The organism is Bacillus pseudomycoides DSM 12442 (genome assembly GCF_000161455.1).
Lineage (GTDB): Bacteria > Bacillota > Bacilli > Bacillales > Bacillaceae_G > Bacillus_A > Bacillus_A pseudomycoides.
In genome coordinates this window covers 2,400,553-2,416,016 of sequence record NZ_CM000745.1, presented here as the reverse complement: position 1 = coordinate 2,416,016, position 15,464 = coordinate 2,400,553, and the positions used below count along the sequence as shown (strand labels likewise).

General features: G+C 33.3%; 18 protein-coding genes and 1 pseudogene. 14 read left to right on the top strand and 5 right to left on the bottom strand.

All coding sequences use genetic code 11. From position 1 onward, the window contains the following. The first annotated feature begins 374 nt into the window (after nucleotides 1-374). The 7 genes and pseudogenes from BPMYX0001_RS12030 (at nucleotide 375) to BPMYX0001_RS11995 (ending at nucleotide 4,661) form a co-directional block, all read left to right on the top strand. The gene (locus BPMYX0001_RS12030; RefSeq protein WP_003198186.1) at nucleotides 375-815 is read left to right on the top strand and encodes a LytTR family DNA-binding domain-containing protein; all 441 of its coding nucleotides are present in this window, start codon (nucleotides 375-377) and stop codon (nucleotides 813-815) included. A 12-nt stretch (nucleotides 816-827) separates the two neighbouring features. Then, complete coding sequence (locus BPMYX0001_RS12025; RefSeq protein ID WP_006095100.1) at nucleotides 828-1,298, top strand: DUF3021 domain-containing protein; 471 nt, start codon at nucleotides 828-830, stop codon at nucleotides 1,296-1,298. Further along, on the top strand, nucleotides 1,298-2,026 hold the full coding sequence (locus BPMYX0001_RS12020) for an ABC transporter ATP-binding protein (RefSeq protein ID WP_006095099.1): 729 nt from the start codon (nucleotides 1,298-1,300) through the stop codon (nucleotides 2,024-2,026). Before BPMYX0001_RS12025 ends, BPMYX0001_RS12020 begins: the two co-directional genes overlap by 1 nt. Continuing rightward, nucleotides 2,023-2,748 (top strand): ABC transporter permease, encoded by a 726-nt coding sequence (locus tag BPMYX0001_RS12015; RefSeq protein WP_033798931.1) that lies wholly within the window; start codon nucleotides 2,023-2,025, stop codon nucleotides 2,746-2,748. The genes BPMYX0001_RS12020 and BPMYX0001_RS12015 overlap by 4 nt, the downstream gene beginning before the upstream one ends. Nucleotides 2,749-2,991: 243 nt before the next feature. Next, nucleotides 2,992-3,714 (top strand): annotated as a pseudogene (locus BPMYX0001_RS34005) (nucleoside hydrolase); the annotation flags it as partial. Between the two features lie 207 nt (nucleotides 3,715-3,921). Then, on the top strand, nucleotides 3,922-4,170 hold the full coding sequence (locus BPMYX0001_RS12000) for a GlsB/YeaQ/YmgE family stress response membrane protein (RefSeq protein ID WP_003197984.1): 249 nt from the start codon (nucleotides 3,922-3,924) through the stop codon (nucleotides 4,168-4,170). A gap of 95 nt (nucleotides 4,171-4,265) precedes the next feature. Further along, on the top strand, nucleotides 4,266-4,661 hold the full coding sequence (locus BPMYX0001_RS11995) for a hypothetical protein (RefSeq protein WP_003197987.1): 396 nt from the start codon (nucleotides 4,266-4,268) through the stop codon (nucleotides 4,659-4,661). A 246-nt stretch (nucleotides 4,662-4,907) separates the two neighbouring features. Here BPMYX0001_RS11995 and BPMYX0001_RS11990 read toward each other — a convergent pair whose 3' ends face one another. After that, nucleotides 4,908-5,270, bottom strand: a complete 363-nt coding sequence (locus BPMYX0001_RS11990) for a hypothetical protein (RefSeq protein WP_006095096.1) — start codon at nucleotides 5,268-5,270, stop codon at nucleotides 4,908-4,910. Between the two features lie 198 nt (nucleotides 5,271-5,468). Continuing rightward, the gene (locus tag BPMYX0001_RS11985; protein WP_033798930.1) at nucleotides 5,469-6,674 is read right to left on the bottom strand and encodes an MDR family MFS transporter; all 1,206 of its coding nucleotides are present in this window, start codon (nucleotides 6,672-6,674) and stop codon (nucleotides 5,469-5,471) included. A 48-nt stretch (nucleotides 6,675-6,722) separates the two neighbouring features. On the opposite strand from BPMYX0001_RS11985, the gene BPMYX0001_RS11980 reads away from it, so the two are divergent. The 5 genes from BPMYX0001_RS11980 (at nucleotide 6,723) to BPMYX0001_RS11960 (ending at nucleotide 12,314) form a co-directional block, all read left to right on the top strand. After that, nucleotides 6,723-8,513 carry an ABC transporter substrate-binding protein gene (locus BPMYX0001_RS11980; protein WP_006095094.1) on the top strand — a complete coding sequence of 597 codons (1,791 nt, stop codon included), beginning with the start codon at nucleotides 6,723-6,725 and terminating at the stop codon, nucleotides 8,511-8,513. A gap of 161 nt (nucleotides 8,514-8,674) precedes the next feature. Beyond that, nucleotides 8,675-9,298: a YhbD family protein gene (locus BPMYX0001_RS11975; RefSeq protein ID WP_003197991.1), complete on the top strand. Its 624-nt coding sequence runs from the start codon at nucleotides 8,675-8,677 to the stop codon at nucleotides 9,296-9,298. A gap of 13 nt (nucleotides 9,299-9,311) precedes the next feature. Next, a complete protein-coding gene (locus tag BPMYX0001_RS11970) occupies nucleotides 9,312-10,022 on the top strand; it encodes a polymer-forming cytoskeletal protein (protein ID WP_006095093.1) in 711 nt (236 codons plus the stop codon). Between the two features lie 25 nt (nucleotides 10,023-10,047). Continuing rightward, nucleotides 10,048-10,755: a hypothetical protein gene (locus tag BPMYX0001_RS11965; RefSeq protein ID WP_006095092.1), complete on the top strand. Its 708-nt coding sequence runs from the start codon at nucleotides 10,048-10,050 to the stop codon at nucleotides 10,753-10,755. A 23-nt stretch (nucleotides 10,756-10,778) separates the two neighbouring features. Next, nucleotides 10,779-12,314 (top strand): MDR family MFS transporter, encoded by a 1,536-nt coding sequence (locus tag BPMYX0001_RS11960; RefSeq protein ID WP_006095091.1) that lies wholly within the window; start codon nucleotides 10,779-10,781, stop codon nucleotides 12,312-12,314. A gap of 57 nt (nucleotides 12,315-12,371) precedes the next feature. On the opposite strand, the gene BPMYX0001_RS11955 is transcribed toward BPMYX0001_RS11960, so the two are convergent. Beyond that, entirely contained in the window at nucleotides 12,372-12,692 is a 321-nt protein-coding gene (locus BPMYX0001_RS11955) for a hypothetical protein (RefSeq protein WP_003197999.1), read from the bottom strand. A gap of 292 nt (nucleotides 12,693-12,984) precedes the next feature. Here BPMYX0001_RS11955 and BPMYX0001_RS11950 point away from each other — a divergent pair, with 292 nt between their 5' ends. Then, nucleotides 12,985-13,383 (top strand): YxeA family protein, encoded by a 399-nt coding sequence (locus BPMYX0001_RS11950; protein WP_018765696.1) that lies wholly within the window; start codon nucleotides 12,985-12,987, stop codon nucleotides 13,381-13,383. A 110-nt stretch (nucleotides 13,384-13,493) separates the two neighbouring features. Here BPMYX0001_RS11950 and BPMYX0001_RS11945 read toward each other — a convergent pair whose 3' ends face one another. Continuing rightward, on the bottom strand, nucleotides 13,494-13,925 hold the full coding sequence (locus BPMYX0001_RS11945; protein ID WP_003198003.1) for a GNAT family N-acetyltransferase: 432 nt from the start codon (nucleotides 13,923-13,925) through the stop codon (nucleotides 13,494-13,496). A 263-nt stretch (nucleotides 13,926-14,188) separates the two neighbouring features. Between BPMYX0001_RS11945 and BPMYX0001_RS11940 the strand changes: the two genes are divergently transcribed. Continuing rightward, a complete protein-coding gene (locus BPMYX0001_RS11940) occupies nucleotides 14,189-15,049 on the top strand; it encodes a DegV family protein (RefSeq protein ID WP_006095090.1) in 861 nt (286 codons plus the stop codon). 151 nt (nucleotides 15,050-15,200) lie between these two features. Here BPMYX0001_RS11940 and BPMYX0001_RS34000 read toward each other — a convergent pair whose 3' ends face one another. Continuing rightward, nucleotides 15,201-15,404: a hypothetical protein gene (locus BPMYX0001_RS34000; RefSeq protein WP_018765695.1), complete on the bottom strand. Its 204-nt coding sequence runs from the start codon at nucleotides 15,402-15,404 to the stop codon at nucleotides 15,201-15,203. Nucleotides 15,405-15,464 lie beyond the last annotated feature (60 nt).

The following is a 15,464-nucleotide window of genomic DNA, read 5'->3' as shown; positions in this document are numbered from 1 at the left end:
CGACACAAAATACAGTGTCGTTTTTTCTATTCATGTATAATAGAAATGTAAAAAGTTATTTAATTAATAGGGGAGAACTTTTTAATGAAAAAGTATTTTGAATATTTCGTTCCTTCCTATATAAGCTATACATCTATATGAAAAAATAATTTAATAAATTGATTTTTATTTAGAAATACATAAGTTGAATCAGCACACAGAAGATCTGTTTTGTGTGCCTATTTATTGTAAAGAAAGAATATGTTCCTGGAGTATCTAATTGTTATATTTGTTTTTTGACCAGTTATCGTGTGAAAACAACCGGTTATCGAAAATCCATTTACAGTAACTTAAATAGCTTTTATATTTAGAGCGAGTGAAAGGGAAGTGGTGAAGTGAAGTTTGAAGTGTCGATTGATCCATCTTATAAAGAGCCGAAAATTATCATTCTAACGGATAAAATGACAGATGAGATATCTGATATTATGAAGCGACTATCGGAGACTCATATGGATTCATTAGCTGTATTTTCAGAAAGAGGTGTTGAAATTGTTGAATGTAAAGATATCGTTAGAATCTATACAGAGAAACAGAAGGTATTTCTCCAAACCGCTGCTGGTATTTATACCGTTCGCTCAAGGTTATATGAACTGGAAGAGAAATTAAATAGTCAATTTTTTGTTCGTATTTCAAATTCAGAGATTGTTAACATTAAAATGATTACGAATATGGATATTAGTATGACAGGAACAATTGGCGTGTCATTAACAGGGAATATCAAAACGTATGCTTCTCGACGCTATGTTTCAAAAATTAAGAAACTGTTCGGAATATGAGGTGAAAATATCTTGAAAAATATAATTAGTCGAGTTGTTGGTGGTTTTGTTATCGGTGTGATTATTGGAGAAATCGTACAACTCCTTATTTCGCTCCCATTAGGTCAAGGAGAATATATGCCAGTTGTGGAACAGTTTCGCTCTTTATTTGTTAGTAAGATGTCAGCTGTCACGGTACAAATACTGTTAACAGGGCTGATTGGGGTCACATTCGCTACAAGTTCGCTTGTTTTTGACATAGTGAAGTGGAGTCTACTAAAACAGTACATCGTTCATTTTTGTATAACAGCACTAGTATGGGGGCCGATTGTAACGCTACTGTGGATGCCCAAAACATCTATAGGCACACTGATTTTTTTTATTGGTTTTTTAGGTACGTATGTCATCACATGGACTATTCAATACATGATTTCAAAGAATGATATAAAAAAAATTAATGCTGCGATTCAATCAAGGCAATTTGAAGGGAGAAGTGATGAATAATGGCCATAATTATAAAAAATCTAACGAAAAAATTTAAAGAGCGCACAGCTGTTGACAATCTTTCACTGACGATTAAGAAGGGAGAATTCTTCGCACTTTTAGGGCAAAATGCTGCTGGAAAAACAACAACGATTAAAATGCTTAGTTGCTTACTTACACCTACAAGTGGCGATGCACTGATGTTAGGAGATAGTATCATCAAAAACCCTACGGCAGTAAAACAAAAAATAAACATTTCTCCGCAAGAAACTGCGGTAGCTCCGAATCTTTCTGTAAAGGGAAATTTAGAATTCATCTCGAGTATCTATGGAAGCAATAAGCAAGAGGCTAAGCAAAAAGCGGTGGAAATGATGACAAAGTTTGGACTTTCGGAGCGAGCAAAAAATAAAGCAAAAACATTATCAGGTGGGTTGCAGCGCCGGCTAAGCATTGCGATGGCACTTATTTCGTCTCCCCAAATCATTTTTTTAGATGAGCCAACACTAGGACTTGATATTCGTGCTAGACATGATCTGTGGAAGACTCTACTTGAATTAAAGGGTAAAATCACGATTATTTTAACGACGCACTATCTAGAAGAAGTAGAAGCACTTGCTGATCGCGTCGGTATTATGCATGGTGGTAAATTGCATGCACTTGGAACGATTGATGAGTTAAAAGAAAATACGGGACAATCTTCTTTAGAAGATATTTTCCTTACACTAACTGAAGAGGGAGGCGGACTATGAGATATTTAGCATTTGCTTCACGTAATCGTAAGGAGATTTTACGAGATCCTCTGACGCTTCTTTTTGGGATTGTGCTTCCGGTTATTATTATGTGTCTTTTTTCAATCATGCAGAAAAATATGCCTTTGGACCTTTATCATATAGAAAACTTAACGCCAGGTGTAATCGTTTTCAGTTTTTCTTTTATTACGTTATTTTCAGGGATGCTGATTGGTAAGGATAAAAGCAGTTCATTTTTAATGCGGATGTTTGCTTCCCCTATGTCTGCCTCTGATTATATTACTGGGTACGCTCTTCCACTATTACCGGTTGCCATTCTTCAAATTGTTATTTGCTTTATTTCAGCATTCTTCTTAGGTCTATCATTTAATGCGAATGTATTAGGTGCCACTATTCTACTCATTATCATTGCAATGCTTTATATTGGATTTGGTCTACTACTTGGTACGTATTTTACGGATAAGCAAGTTGGTGGGATTTTTGCGATTTTTGTTAATCTTACAACATGGTTAAGTGGCACTTGGTTTAAGTTAGATATGATTGGTGGTACGTTTAAAACAGTCGGTTATGCATTGCCATTTGCTCATGCGGTTGATGCTACACGATTTGCTTTATCTGGTGAATATGGTGATCTTGTTGTACCTTTATTATGGGTAGTTGGTTATATAATCATTATCTTCGTAATCGCTGTTTTGGGCTTTAAGAGGAAAATGAAAAGGTAAATAAATTGTATTCATAGTGAAAAATACACGATAGTTGAATAAAATATAAACAATTTTATTATCTCCATATAACCGCCAGTAAATAGGCGGTTTTTTTATTTGATACTGTTTCACCGCCTTGTCTTTTTCGCATAATAATAATAGTAGAAAATGATGAGGAGGGTGAGAGGAGTTAATAAAAAATCTTTTTTGGAGATTTGGGTATCGATGATGCAGTTGCTTTAATTTATGCCGATAAAACATGCAATATTATTTCTTTTGTATCCAGATGTAATGGACCAAGTATGCGCTTATTATATAATGGGTGGCGCATTTTTATTTCCAGGTAATGTTACTCCTGTTTCAGAAGCTAACTTTTACCCCGCATTAACGGGCAGTAAGACCCCCACCTCAAAGTTCAGCGAAAGCAAAGAAGTTAGGTGGGGAACCAACTGCCCATAAAAGCCCGATTCGTTCAACTAATAATCAGAGGGGGATGAAGAAAATCCCCACTGATTAAAGGTTCACTTTATGGAGATCCAATTGCAACTAATATTGTCATGAAATATGCCAAGAATGTTAGTGTTTATCCGTTAAATGTAACGCAGCAGGCACTTATTACTCCTGAAATGGAAACATTATTAATGAAAAGGGAACAGGGCTAGCAAAACTAATTAAGCCAATGATTGATTTTTATTATGAGAACTTTTATAAAAAAGAATACCGTGGAATTGGTAGAAGTCCCATTCATGATTTATTACCGTTTATTTCATTAATGAATGATAATATCTTTGAATATAAAAAGTCTGCTGTATGGATAAGTACAACAAATGACGAAACTCGAGGACAAAGTGTAGCTGATTTTAGAAAGATTGCTGAACCCATAAGATTTGATAATCGGTCTGTACAAAGAATGGCCATTGATTTTAACTATCAAACGTTTTAAAAAAATTTATGAGAACAATGTTGAAACCAGATTGTTCTTAGGGAATAAGGCTATGAGATCATCGAGGAATAATATGGTTTGGAAAAATAATTTATTTTGAATGGATACAAAACTGTACTAATTCAATTGTATAAAAAGCTATACGTGGCATTTAAGGTATAACTTATCAAAAATAGTAGCATAACTAATGGTAAGCAATAATTTATAGGTATTATTTTTGTTTTGTAAAATTAAGGAGGTATAGTGATATGGCATTTATATGGTCTTTAATTGTTGGTGGTATTTTAGGATGGCTAGCAAGTTTAATCGTTGGTAAAGATGTACCTGGTGGTGTGATTGGAAATATTATTGCTGGGATAATCGGTTCTTGGCTTGGAACATTGTTATTGGGTACGTTTGGACCGGTTATCGGAGGGTATGCAATTATTCCAGCATTAATTGGTGCCATTGTTTTAATTTTTATTGTCAGCTTATTACTGCGTGCAATGCGAAAATGAAATTAGGTGGATCGCTGAAAATTGTCAGCGATCCATTTTTGTATTATTTGTCCTAATCTGTTATGCTACTGTTATACAATCAGGAGGTGTAAGCATTGAAATCATTTACAGTAAACTTTCATCAAGAAGACAATGCAAAAGCAACAACAGTACATAAGTTAAGTGAAGAGGACTTCAATAAAGTAACAGAAAACGGTACTCGTCATCTATTTGATCTAGATACAAATGTTGGTTTCTTTGTATTCTTTGATGCAGAAGATGCAGAAGGCAATGAACAATACTTAATGTTGCAATATGAAGGAGATCATGAAGAGCCAAGTGCTTGCTACGGATTTGATTTGAAATTATTCTATCAATTTTTAGCACTTTACTTAAATGACCTTGAATTCCAAGGTGAAACAGATGAAGAAGAGGAAGAATATGGTCCAATTCATCATTTAGCTCATTTACTTTACCACATCGTTGAAGATGGAAAAAGTATTGAAGTATAAATACATAGCTAAAGCTGCCTTTAATAGGGCGGCTTTTTTATTTTGGATAAATTTCACAAAAATGATTATACAAATTGTTAGCAGAAATCTAAAAAAATAACAATTTATTAGTAGAGAAGGAGGATATCTGCTCAAAGGAGCATCCATACCATGAAAAAGTTTCTTCGGACATTTGAAAAGTGAAGCTTTTTACTTGTAAAAGATAAAAATTATCCAACATAACCGAGTGAAAGAGTGCACTAGAAGTCAGCCTTTATTGCAATTGTGTGCAAATTCATTCATGAGTTCAATAACCATATCTTCTGATAAACGTGGGTATGCAGAAGGGCCAATGATAAGAGTTCCTTCCATGTATTCATGATCTACTATGTGAATTAAAACAAAATTTTCTAGATAACGATTGGTCTTGATGAGTGGAAAGTTATAGGGATCATTTTTTTGATAAAGGTCATTTAGTTGTTCTTTCTTAGAGGAATAAAAAGGACTACAACTATCGTTAGAAATAAATTCATATAAGATATCATTATTTGTAGATAAAAAATGAACAGGAATTGAAAATGTTTGATATATTAAATGACACAGATATTGTATGTCGATAGCTTTATTCATTATACCTCTTCTTTAAAGTGAATAAAATGGTTATCAAACCCAGTAAAATTTTCCTATTATCTATTCAGTATAACAAATAAATAGGATATGTTTTAAGGAAGAAATTATGAATAAAGAATATATACATGTAGAGTTTTCCACAGAGGACAGTGTTAATAATATGGCAGGGTAGTTGATATAAGAAAAAGAGCCGTTCTGTTATAAGAACAGCTCTTTTGATTTATTACGCTCTACTGAATATACAAAATAAGTTTGAATGATTCCACCAATTATTAATAAGCAGGCACAAATATAAAATAGAGTGCCGCCGCTTACATGACTTAATATAACTGCACCTATAGCAGGACCGCACGTTCGAGAAATATCCCAGTGTATGCCGTAGATAGAAAAATATAATCCCCGCTTGTGACTTGGTGCTATTCTGGAAACAAATCGTAGTAAGTGATTTAAAGCAATACTTTCACCAATTGTCAGGAAAAGCAATGTGAAGAAGAGTGACCATAATGTTGTAGAATAACCATAACCAATAGCAGCGAATGTATAACAAATATATGAAATTACAATTATTTTAGGCATTGAAAATCGTTCAGACCATTTGACAAGACCAACTTGCAGGATGATTTCCATTACAGCTTTACAAGTCGAGATAAATGCGAGAACAAATAAGAAATTTGGAAAGATATCTTCTGCGAATACACGATAATTTGTTTCAGTTTGGGCATAGAAAAAGCTAATCGGAAGAGTAGATATCATGAGTCCAAATATAGCATAATGCTTAAAAATAAACTGTGTACGTGTTGTTACTTGTGCTGATTTTTCATTAGTTTGAATGATTGGAGCTGTTTCTGGCAGTTGTGTCCAAACGAGAATGGCATACAGCAGGAGAGTTACAGCTTGAATGACAAATAAGTATTCAGGGTGACTATTGTAAAAAAAGGCACCGATGAATGGACCAATCACAGCACCGATAGCTCCTACTGTTTGAAGAACAGCGAATATTTCAGCTTGTTGTTTTTGTTCAGTTAAATCGGCAATTTGTGCACGCTGAGCAGGAATATATAAGGAGCGGCCAATACCGTTCATTACATATAACAAAGCAAAGAATAGGACTGATTCAGCAAAAACAAATCCGCCTATTGCAATTGCTTGCACGAATAATCCGAGTAACATAATTTTCTTTCTACCGTAGCGATCTGTTACACCTCCAGCAATGATTGTGAACACAATATCAGAAAGTGGCTGCAATCCAAACAGAAGCATTGTCATAATCACATTACCTTCTAGTGCTTTATTGACATGGACAATAAAAATAATTGCTAACATGGCCTCAGTTGTTCTAGTTAACAACTCACCTAATAATCGAATCCGGATTGGTTTATTATAGCGTTTTATAAGATGATTCATTCTTCATTTCCCCCTTTCTATATAGAAATCTTAAGATAGAAGCAAGAAATGAAAAAGGGTAGAATGAAAGAAGGAGATTTTTCATCTTTTAGGGGGAAAAGTATGGTTATTTTGGAGCAGTACATACAGCTGTGGGTCCAGTATGGAAAAGGGAGAACAGAGGAAGAAAAAATAGAAATATCATTACAAAATATATCGGAAACATTGTTTTGTACGGATCGTAATAGTAAATTTATTATAAAAAAATTAGAAGAGTTAGCGTGGATTTGTTGGTTTCCAGGACGCGGAAGAGGGAATCGATCAAAGTTATCGTTTCAAAAAAATCCTATTTCTTTAATTTTAGAACAGGGGAAAGAAATAACGAAACAAGGGGATGTAAAGGGTGGAAAAGCATTTGTTGAGCAATATAGCTCATATTTCCCCATATTAGAAAAACAATTCCAAGCTTGGATAGATTCGATATTTGGTTATCAAATTGAAATGACTTCTCGAGGAAGACAAGATGTACTGCGTTTACAAGTTGAAATGAACCTGAAAATTTCTTTAGATCCTGTATATGCTACAATGCGTTCGGAGTGTCATATGGTAAAACATCTATATGACACGCTTATTTATGTTAATGAGAGCACAAATACAATAGAGCCGAGACTCGCTTTTCATTGGGAATATAATGACAATCTAAAACTATGGACTTTTTATTTACGAAAGGGGGTTCGATTTCATAATGGAAAACGATTTACAGCTCATGATGTTGTATATACATTTGGTAGGTTTATGAATAAAGAGGATAATCCGTATTCATGGATGCTTCAACATGTTGAAAGTGTTCGTATTGTAAATGAATATATTGTAGAAATGCACTTGCATACGGAAAATCAATTGTTATTACATGCTTTAAGCTCAGAACAGTGTTCTATTGTAATGGAAGATGAGGAAGACAAATTAATTGGAACAGGACCGTTTAAACTGTGTGAAAATAATGAGTCTATTTTTGTATTAGAAGCTCATGATTTGTATTTTCGTGAACGACCCTTTCTCGATCGGATTGAATTATGGAATGTGCCACAAAGTATTGATACATATGATGTTTTCGTAAAGGCGCAACATAAAGAATTAGAAAAGTATCATAAGGAACTTTCTATACTGGAATCCAATGTAACATATATAACGTTAAACACTGAGAAACAAGGACCTATGCAAGATATTACATTTCGCAAAGCGTTGTATAAAATTATTCATAGCAGCAAAATAATAGGTGAGTTAGAGGGAGAGCGTGGCGAGGTAGCAGGGGAATTATTATTGACGAATTTTTTTATGCCAAGAATAAAAGAGGATATTCAAATCTTGGTTCAAAATAGTAAGTATAATAATGAAATATTAAATTTATACACATTTAAAGGACAAGATCATGTAGAAGATTCATATTGGATTCAAAAAGAATGTGCCAAATATGGAATTGTAATTGAAATAGCTTTTCTTGATACACAGGAATTATTACAGGTTCAAATGATAAAGCAAGCAGATATCATTCATGATAGTGCTACCATTAGCGAGCAAACAGAAAGCAGTTTTCTGTATATGTTTCTTTCAAAAAATAGTTTTATTTATCAGCATAGCTCTCTGGATTTTAATGAGCAATTACATTCATATTTTATTGAACCTAATTTTGAAAAGCGAATTACACTGTTACGCGATATAGAGGATACATTGTTACGTAATATTCATATTGTTCCTTTATATCGTAATAAACAACACATACGTACACATGAAAAAGTACAAAATATAATCATCAACGCTCAAGGTTGGATTGATTTTTATAATATATGGTTTAAACCTTAATATATAAGCATTTAATAAAGGTTCTTTTGAAAAATCAAAAGGGCCTTTTTGTATGGAAGTACATTTTGATTTTGAACATTGTTTCGCACATTTTTTATAAACACCCATTTACAGTGTAACAGTGTTATGTTACATTGTTATCAGGAAGGAGTGTTATACAGTTGAGTACGGATTTAATTTCAAAAAAGGATTTATTAGAACTGACTGGTATTTCATACGGACAGCTATATAGGTGGAAAAGAAAGAATTTAATACCAGAAGATTGGTTTGTAAGAAAATCAACTTTTACAGGGCAAGAAACATTTTTTCCGAAAGAAAAGATATTAGAACGTATTGATAAAATTCAAACAATGAAAGAGGATTTGTCTCTAGATGAATTAGCGAATATGTTTTCACCAAGTGTAACAGAGGTTTCTTTAACGAAAGAAGACATGATACGAAAGGGTATTGCCTCCGAACCGGTTGTGCAGTTTTTTATAGAACAAACGAATAAACCGGTAGAATTTCAATTTGTTGATATTCTCTATGTATACATTTTAGAAGAATTACTGCAATCTGGAGAAATTAGTTTAGAAGAAGGTAAGATGATACTGCAAGTGCTGCATGAGCACTATGAAATCATGAAACAAAAGAATAGTGAATTAGTTGTGGTTCGAAAACTAGGTATTGCTACATGTTTCTTAGTTTCAAATGTGGAAGATCTATTTTTTGAAAAAGGTACGAAGATAGTCGTACGTTTAACAATCATGCAATATACAGAAGCATTAAAATCAAAACTATTGTAGTGGAGGAGAAATAATGCATACAGAAAAATTAATTATAAATGGCTATGGTTCTTCAAATGGTGGAGAGTTCCATAAAGTACAGTTAAATGGAAAAGGAACTGTTAATGGAAATATTGACTGTGATGAATTTGAATGTAATGGGTCAGGTAGTGTAAATGGTGATTTAAAAAGCGAGAACACAAAAATTAGTGGATCCGGTAAAGTTGACGGTACAGTAAGCACTGAAAATATGCGAATTGATGGAAAAGCAACGATTACAAAAGATGTAAAGGCTAACAATTTAAAGATTGCTGGAAAAGGAACAATTGGTGGTACTTTGACAGGAGAAGAGCTTAAAATCCGTGGGCAAGCGACTATTGACGGTAATTGTGAAGTAGATATCTTTTCGTCAGAAGGGCAATTCACAATTGGTGGCTTACTAAGCGCAGATGAAATTGACATCGATATTCATGGTACATGTAGAGTAAAAGAAATAGGTGGTCAAACAATTAAAGTAAGACACAGACCAACAGCATTTAGTGGGCTTTTTAAAACGGTGTTTGGATCACATTTAGAAGCTGAATTGTTAGAAGGTGACAATATTGATATTGATTACGTGCAAATTAAAACTGTAAGAGGTAACAATGTTACAGTGGGGCCGAATTGTGAGATTGGACTTATAGAATATACGGGAGTTCTTCATGTCGATAAAAATGCAAAAGTAAAAGAAATTCAGCAAGTTTAATTTTTTTATAGAGAGAGGAATGTAAATGGAAAAGCGAAATAGTCTTACATTGAATGGTTCTGGTAGTTCATCAGGTGGAATCTATAATAAAGTGAAAATTCGAGGAGAAGGAACAATTTCAAATGATGTGAACTGCAATGAATTTAAAGCATATGGAACGAGCGGTGTTCGTGGTGATATGACGACAAATTCATATATTGTGTATGGAGATAGTGAAGTACAAGGTGGTTTGCATGCTGAGTATGTGAAAGTATATGGTAATACACAAGTGCAGAATGATTGTCACATTAACAAAATAAAAATTCGAGGAATGTTCGAAGTGAATGGAAAGTTATCCGGAAACTTTGTGGACATTAAAGGAGGGCTGACTGTAAAAGAAGATATTGAAGTTGAAGAATTTTTATTAACGGGTGGTCTTGAAAGTGAAGGGCTTTTAAATGCTGAAAATATTAACATTATCTTGCGTTATGAAGGAAGTAAAGTAAGAGAAATTGGTGGGAAAAAGATTACAGTACGAAAAAAAGCTAGATTTATTCCTTTTACAAGCCATACTGGTAATCTTCAAACATCAATTATTGAAGGTGATGACATTTATTTAGAGCATACAATAGCTGAAGTAGTGAGGGGAAACAATGTTACAATTGGCCCTGGCTGTGAAATAAGTGTTGTTGAATATCATACTAGCTTTAATCAAAAAGGCAAATCAGTTGTAAAAGAACATAAACAAATATAGTTGTAAGAGGGAGAGCAAGATATATGGTTGCAAAGAATAGTAAACTTAGCTTTGTAGTTGCTGGTTTATTGCTAGGGATTTTAATGGCATCAATGGATAATACCATTGTTGTTACAGCGATGGGAACAATTGTTGGCGATTTAGGCGGATTAGAAAACTTTGTTTGGGTTGTATCGGCGTATATGGTAGCAGAAATGGCAGGAATGCCGATTTTCGGAAAACTATCAGATATGTATGGTAGAAAAAGATTCTTTATTTTCGGCTTAATTGTCTTTATGATTGGTTCGGCACTTTGTGGTACCGCAGAAAATATTACGCAGTTAGGTATTTATCGTGCGATCCAAGGTATTGGTGGCGGGGCACTTGTTCCAATTGCCTTTACTATTGTTTTTGATATTTTTCCGCCCGAAAAGCGCGGGAAAATGGGGGGATTATTTGGTGCGGTCTTTGGATTATCTAGTATTTTCGGTCCTTTACTTGGCGCATATATTACAGACTACATTAGCTGGCACTGGGTGTTTTATATTAACTTACCGCTTGGTATTCTATCACTTATTTTTATTGTATTCTTTTATAAAGAATCGCGCGTTCATCAAAAACAAAAGATTGATTGGTTTGGTGCAATTACACTAGTCGGTGCAGTTGTTTGTTTAATGTTCGCATTAGAACTTGGTGGACAGAAGTATGATTGGGACTCTACTTTTATTTTAAGTTTATTTGCGGCATTTGCTATTTTAATTATTATGTTTATTTTTATTGAAAGAAAAGTGGTAGAACCTATCATATCGTTTGAAATGTTTAAACAGCGCTTATTCGGGATGAGTACAATTATCGCTTTATTTTACGGGGCTGCTTTTATGTCAGCAACTGTATATATTCCTTTGTTCATTCAAGGTGTATATGGCGGATCGGCAACGAATTCTGGCTTATTACTATTGCCAATGATGTTAGGATCAGTCGTTACAGCACAGTTAGGCGGATTTTTAACATCAAAGTTAAGTTACCGCAATATCATGATTATTTCTGCTGTAATTATGCTTGGTGGATTGTTCTTATTAAGTACATTAACACCAGAAACAAGTCGTGTATGGCTAACCCTTTATATGATTATTATCGGTTTTGGTGTAGGGTTTTCATTCTCAGTATTAAGTATGGCTGCAATCCATGGCTTTGGTATGAACCAGCGCGGATCAGCAACTTCAACGAGTAACTTTATCCGCTCATTAGGAATGACACTTGGGATTACAATATTTGGTATGATTCAAAGAACAGGTTTTCAAGATCAATTAGAAGAAGCATTTAAAGGAATGGATGGCGGAATAAATAGCAACGCTCTAGGGGATTCAAGAGCAATTCTTTCAGAAGGCGCAAGATCTCAAATTCCGCCACAAATATTAGATAAAATTATTGAAGCCCTTTCAAGTTCTATCGTTCATACTTTTATGTGGGCGTTAGTTCCAGCAGGTTTAGCATTCGTGTTTATTTTCTTTATGGGGAATGAACGAATGGTATACAAGAAAGAACAAGGTAAGATAAAGGCTGAAACATCAAAAGCATAGAAGAAAAAAGCTCCTTTCTCAAATAGAAAGGAGCTTTTTTGTATGTAACTTTACAAATTAACCTTCGATTACTTCATATTCTTCGTCTGCTAATAATAAAATCTGTGTTTTTTTACCTTTGTTTTGTACTTCAATTACATCGTATGTGCCTAGGTCTCTTAATTTATTTTGAGACACATTTACCATTACTTCAATAGAATCGATTAAAATATCTTCTTCGATATATGATTCAGGCAATGCCATATCCTCTGTATCTAATACACATGTGTATAGATTTTGTAAATCTGCAGTAGATGGGTTTTGTTCTTCAACATCAATGATGTTTTTTACTGCATCCATATTTTCTTCTTTTACTTGATACACTTTAATTTTAGCCATTTTTTAATCTCCTTTATAACGTAATCGTAGAGGCTACAGTTTATTATAACGTTTTTTAGTGGAAAGATGAAATTGTTTCCTTATTATCATTCTCAATTATAATATTCGCATCCAAAAGTTCGGGTAGGAGAAGTGCTATTCAGTGAAGGGAAAGGAAATCCTTGCTAATTCAAAATTGGTTCGAATTTATTACAAAAGTGTAAGGTTTTTGTAAGGAAAATAGATAAATAGATCATAAGGTTTCTGATAGTATACGAGGTGTCACATACTATTAAAACAAGAGGTTGAAAACATGAAGAAACTGTTAATAACTTTGATTGCTTTTCTCGTATTATTAGGTCTTTTAATGACTGCTTTTGTAAGCTTTGATTGGGATTTAGCTGAAATGAAGCAAAAATTGGGCAAAGATAAAATGTATGTTCATATTACGGAGAACGGAAAAGAATATCAGGTAGATAAAGATGATCCTACTTGGAAGCGTTACGAGTATAACGTAATTGCATATGATAAAGATGGAAATAAGACGAGTATTAAGTTCGATGCTAATAAAAATTTAAAGCTAAATGCTTTTTTACGTGTGTATGTATTTGATGAACCAAATAGTGAGGGATATAAAGGGATTTCAACATATGAAGAAGTCCAACAAAATGAAATTCCTAAAAAAGCACTAAAGCAGATGGATAAAAACTAATATATAAGGATTGTTCATAGATGAAAAGGCAGCATGTATAATTGTACATGCTGCCTTTTTGTTTGAAGAAGAAAATAATGGTATGAAATGAAGTTTGAATTTAAAAGTGCTTATAATTTAAACAACAAAACATTTTTATCATATTCCCGTAAACACCAATTGTATTTATTTAATACAGTAGGATGAACACCCTCTTGATCAGTATTAATTTCTTTAAAACCATATTTTTTATAAAAAGCTGCCAGTTCTTCAAAAGGAATGCAATAAATATTAGGTACATTGGATTGCTTTGCTTCGTCTACTAAGAAAGAAAGGAGATCGCCTGCTAATTTATAGCCCCTGAATTTAGGAAGTATATAAATACCGCCCATTTCTAACGTGCTTTGATCAATTTTAACTAAACGTCCAAGTCCAACATATTCTCCGTTGTATGTCACAATTGCCACTTTATCTTTTTTTAAATCACTTGGCACAAATCCAACTGATTTATACTGACTGTTAATCCATTCTAAATCCTCTGGTGAAGCAAATTTTATTTTCATAAAAATACACTCCTTGAAAAATTCTGATATTTCTATTGTATAGGAAACAAAATGATTTGTAATGAAATAATGGTACTTGGTTCAATTAGATATAACTCGTTTGAGAAATTGATTTGATCATGAAGTTAATTTCTCCACATTCCACGCATAGAATATAGAATAGTTTAATAATACTTTCTCTTTCTTCATAAGTGTTTTACGTATATAATTTAAAGGTAATTGTTCTTATTTTAGTATACTTATAATAGAATAGAGGTTTAAAAATGAGCGTTAAAATCATTACGGATAGTGCTGCTGATTTACCAAAAGAATTGCTGCAAGCTTATGATATAGATTTGATTCCACTCCGTGTATATGATGAGGCAGAAACAGAGTATTTAGATGGAGTAACATTAGATTCGGTTCAATTATTACAAAAGATGAGAGAAGGCGAGGTATTTAAGACATCGCTGCCATCATTAGAAACATTCCAAGAAAAGTTCGTTACATATGCAAAGCAAAGTACACCTTGTATATATGTAGCTTTCTCTTCTGAACTTTCTGGTACATATCAATCTTCAGTAGTGATTAAAGAAGAAGTACAAGAAACATATGCAGATTTCGATTTAGAAATTATTGATACAAAATGCGCTTCACTTGGTCAAGGTCTTGTTGTATTAGAAGCTGCGAAAATGGCTAAAGAAGGTGCATCAAAAGAAGAAATTTTGAAACGAATTGCTTTTCTAACAAAACATATGGAGCATATCTTTACAGTTGCTGATTTGCAGTATCTTGTTAGAGGTGGTCGTTTAAGTAAGGTAGCTGGATTTATTGGTGGTTTATTAAATATTAAGCCGATTCTAAATGTGGAAGAAGGAAAGCTTGTACCACTTGAAAAGATTAGAGGTAGAAAGAAAGTTTTAGGCCGAATTGTCGATATAATGGAAGAGCGAGGAAAAGACCTTAAAGGTCAAACAGTTGGCATTACACATGGTGATGATTTAGAAACTGCGAATGCATTAAAAGCGTTAATTACTGAAAAATTTGGCTGTGATGTGTTTATTGTAAATACAATTGGAGCAGCAATCGGTGCGCATACAGGACCAGGTGTTTTAACATTGTTCTTCTTAAATGAAGTAGAGTAAAGGATTGATCTTTTTGATCAATCTTTTTTTTTACAATCATAGTTTTGTGCGAAATAGATGAGGATAACATCGTAGGAGGAATTAATATATCAAATGCAATAAAGAATATATGTAATACAAACGATTTACAGTAGCAGACGTAACTTTTTTATTATTCACTAGCTTTTTTTCTAACAGGCAAGAAGGTAGAAAGGAAACTAGTGAGAACTAGTATAAAAGAAACTCTCTCAGTCGTATCAATCTCTAAACCGTTATTCCATTGATATATAAAGGATACTAGTATTAAAAGTATAACAAATCCTGCAACATATCTTACTGTTTTTCGCGCCTTTTTGTCATTTGTTCTCAAAATCATATTCGTCCCTCTTTCTTATTTAATAAATATTTTTTGATTTCAATCATCGATAAACTGTAG

What these genes read in the sequence shown, in the direction of transcription:
- BPMYX0001_RS12020 (WP_006095099.1), top strand. Translation starts at nt 1,298, where the DNA reads ATGGCCATAATTATAAAAAATCTAACGAAAAAATTTAAAGAGCGCACA.
- BPMYX0001_RS12015 (WP_033798931.1), top strand. Translation starts at nt 2,023, where the DNA reads ATGAGATATTTAGCATTTGCTTCACGTAATCGTAAGGAGATTTTACGA.
- BPMYX0001_RS12000 (WP_003197984.1), top strand. Translation starts at nt 3,922, where the DNA reads ATGGCATTTATATGGTCTTTAATTGTTGGTGGTATTTTAGGATGGCTA.
- BPMYX0001_RS11990 (WP_006095096.1), bottom strand. Translation starts at nt 5,270, where the DNA reads ATGAATAAAGCTATCGACATACAATATCTGTGTCATTTAATATATCAA.
- BPMYX0001_RS11985 (WP_033798930.1), bottom strand. Translation starts at nt 6,674, where the DNA reads ATGAATCATCTTATAAAACGCTATAATAAACCAATCCGGATTCGATTA.
- BPMYX0001_RS11980 (WP_006095094.1), top strand. Translation starts at nt 6,723, where the DNA reads ATGAAAAAGGGTAGAATGAAAGAAGGAGATTTTTCATCTTTTAGGGGG.
- BPMYX0001_RS11970 (WP_006095093.1), top strand. Translation starts at nt 9,312, where the DNA reads ATGCATACAGAAAAATTAATTATAAATGGCTATGGTTCTTCAAATGGT.
- BPMYX0001_RS11965 (WP_006095092.1), top strand. Translation starts at nt 10,048, where the DNA reads ATGGAAAAGCGAAATAGTCTTACATTGAATGGTTCTGGTAGTTCATCA.
- BPMYX0001_RS11960 (WP_006095091.1), top strand. Translation starts at nt 10,779, where the DNA reads ATGGTTGCAAAGAATAGTAAACTTAGCTTTGTAGTTGCTGGTTTATTG.
- BPMYX0001_RS11955 (WP_003197999.1), bottom strand. Translation starts at nt 12,692, where the DNA reads ATGGCTAAAATTAAAGTGTATCAAGTAAAAGAAGAAAATATGGATGCA.
- BPMYX0001_RS11950 (WP_018765696.1), top strand. Translation starts at nt 12,985, where the DNA reads ATGAAGAAACTGTTAATAACTTTGATTGCTTTTCTCGTATTATTAGGT.
- BPMYX0001_RS11945 (WP_003198003.1), bottom strand. Translation starts at nt 13,925, where the DNA reads ATGAAAATAAAATTTGCTTCACCAGAGGATTTAGAATGGATTAACAGT.
- BPMYX0001_RS11940 (WP_006095090.1), top strand. Translation starts at nt 14,189, where the DNA reads ATGAGCGTTAAAATCATTACGGATAGTGCTGCTGATTTACCAAAAGAA.
- BPMYX0001_RS34000 (WP_018765695.1), bottom strand. Translation starts at nt 15,404, where the DNA reads ATGATTTTGAGAACAAATGACAAAAAGGCGCGAAAAACAGTAAGATAT.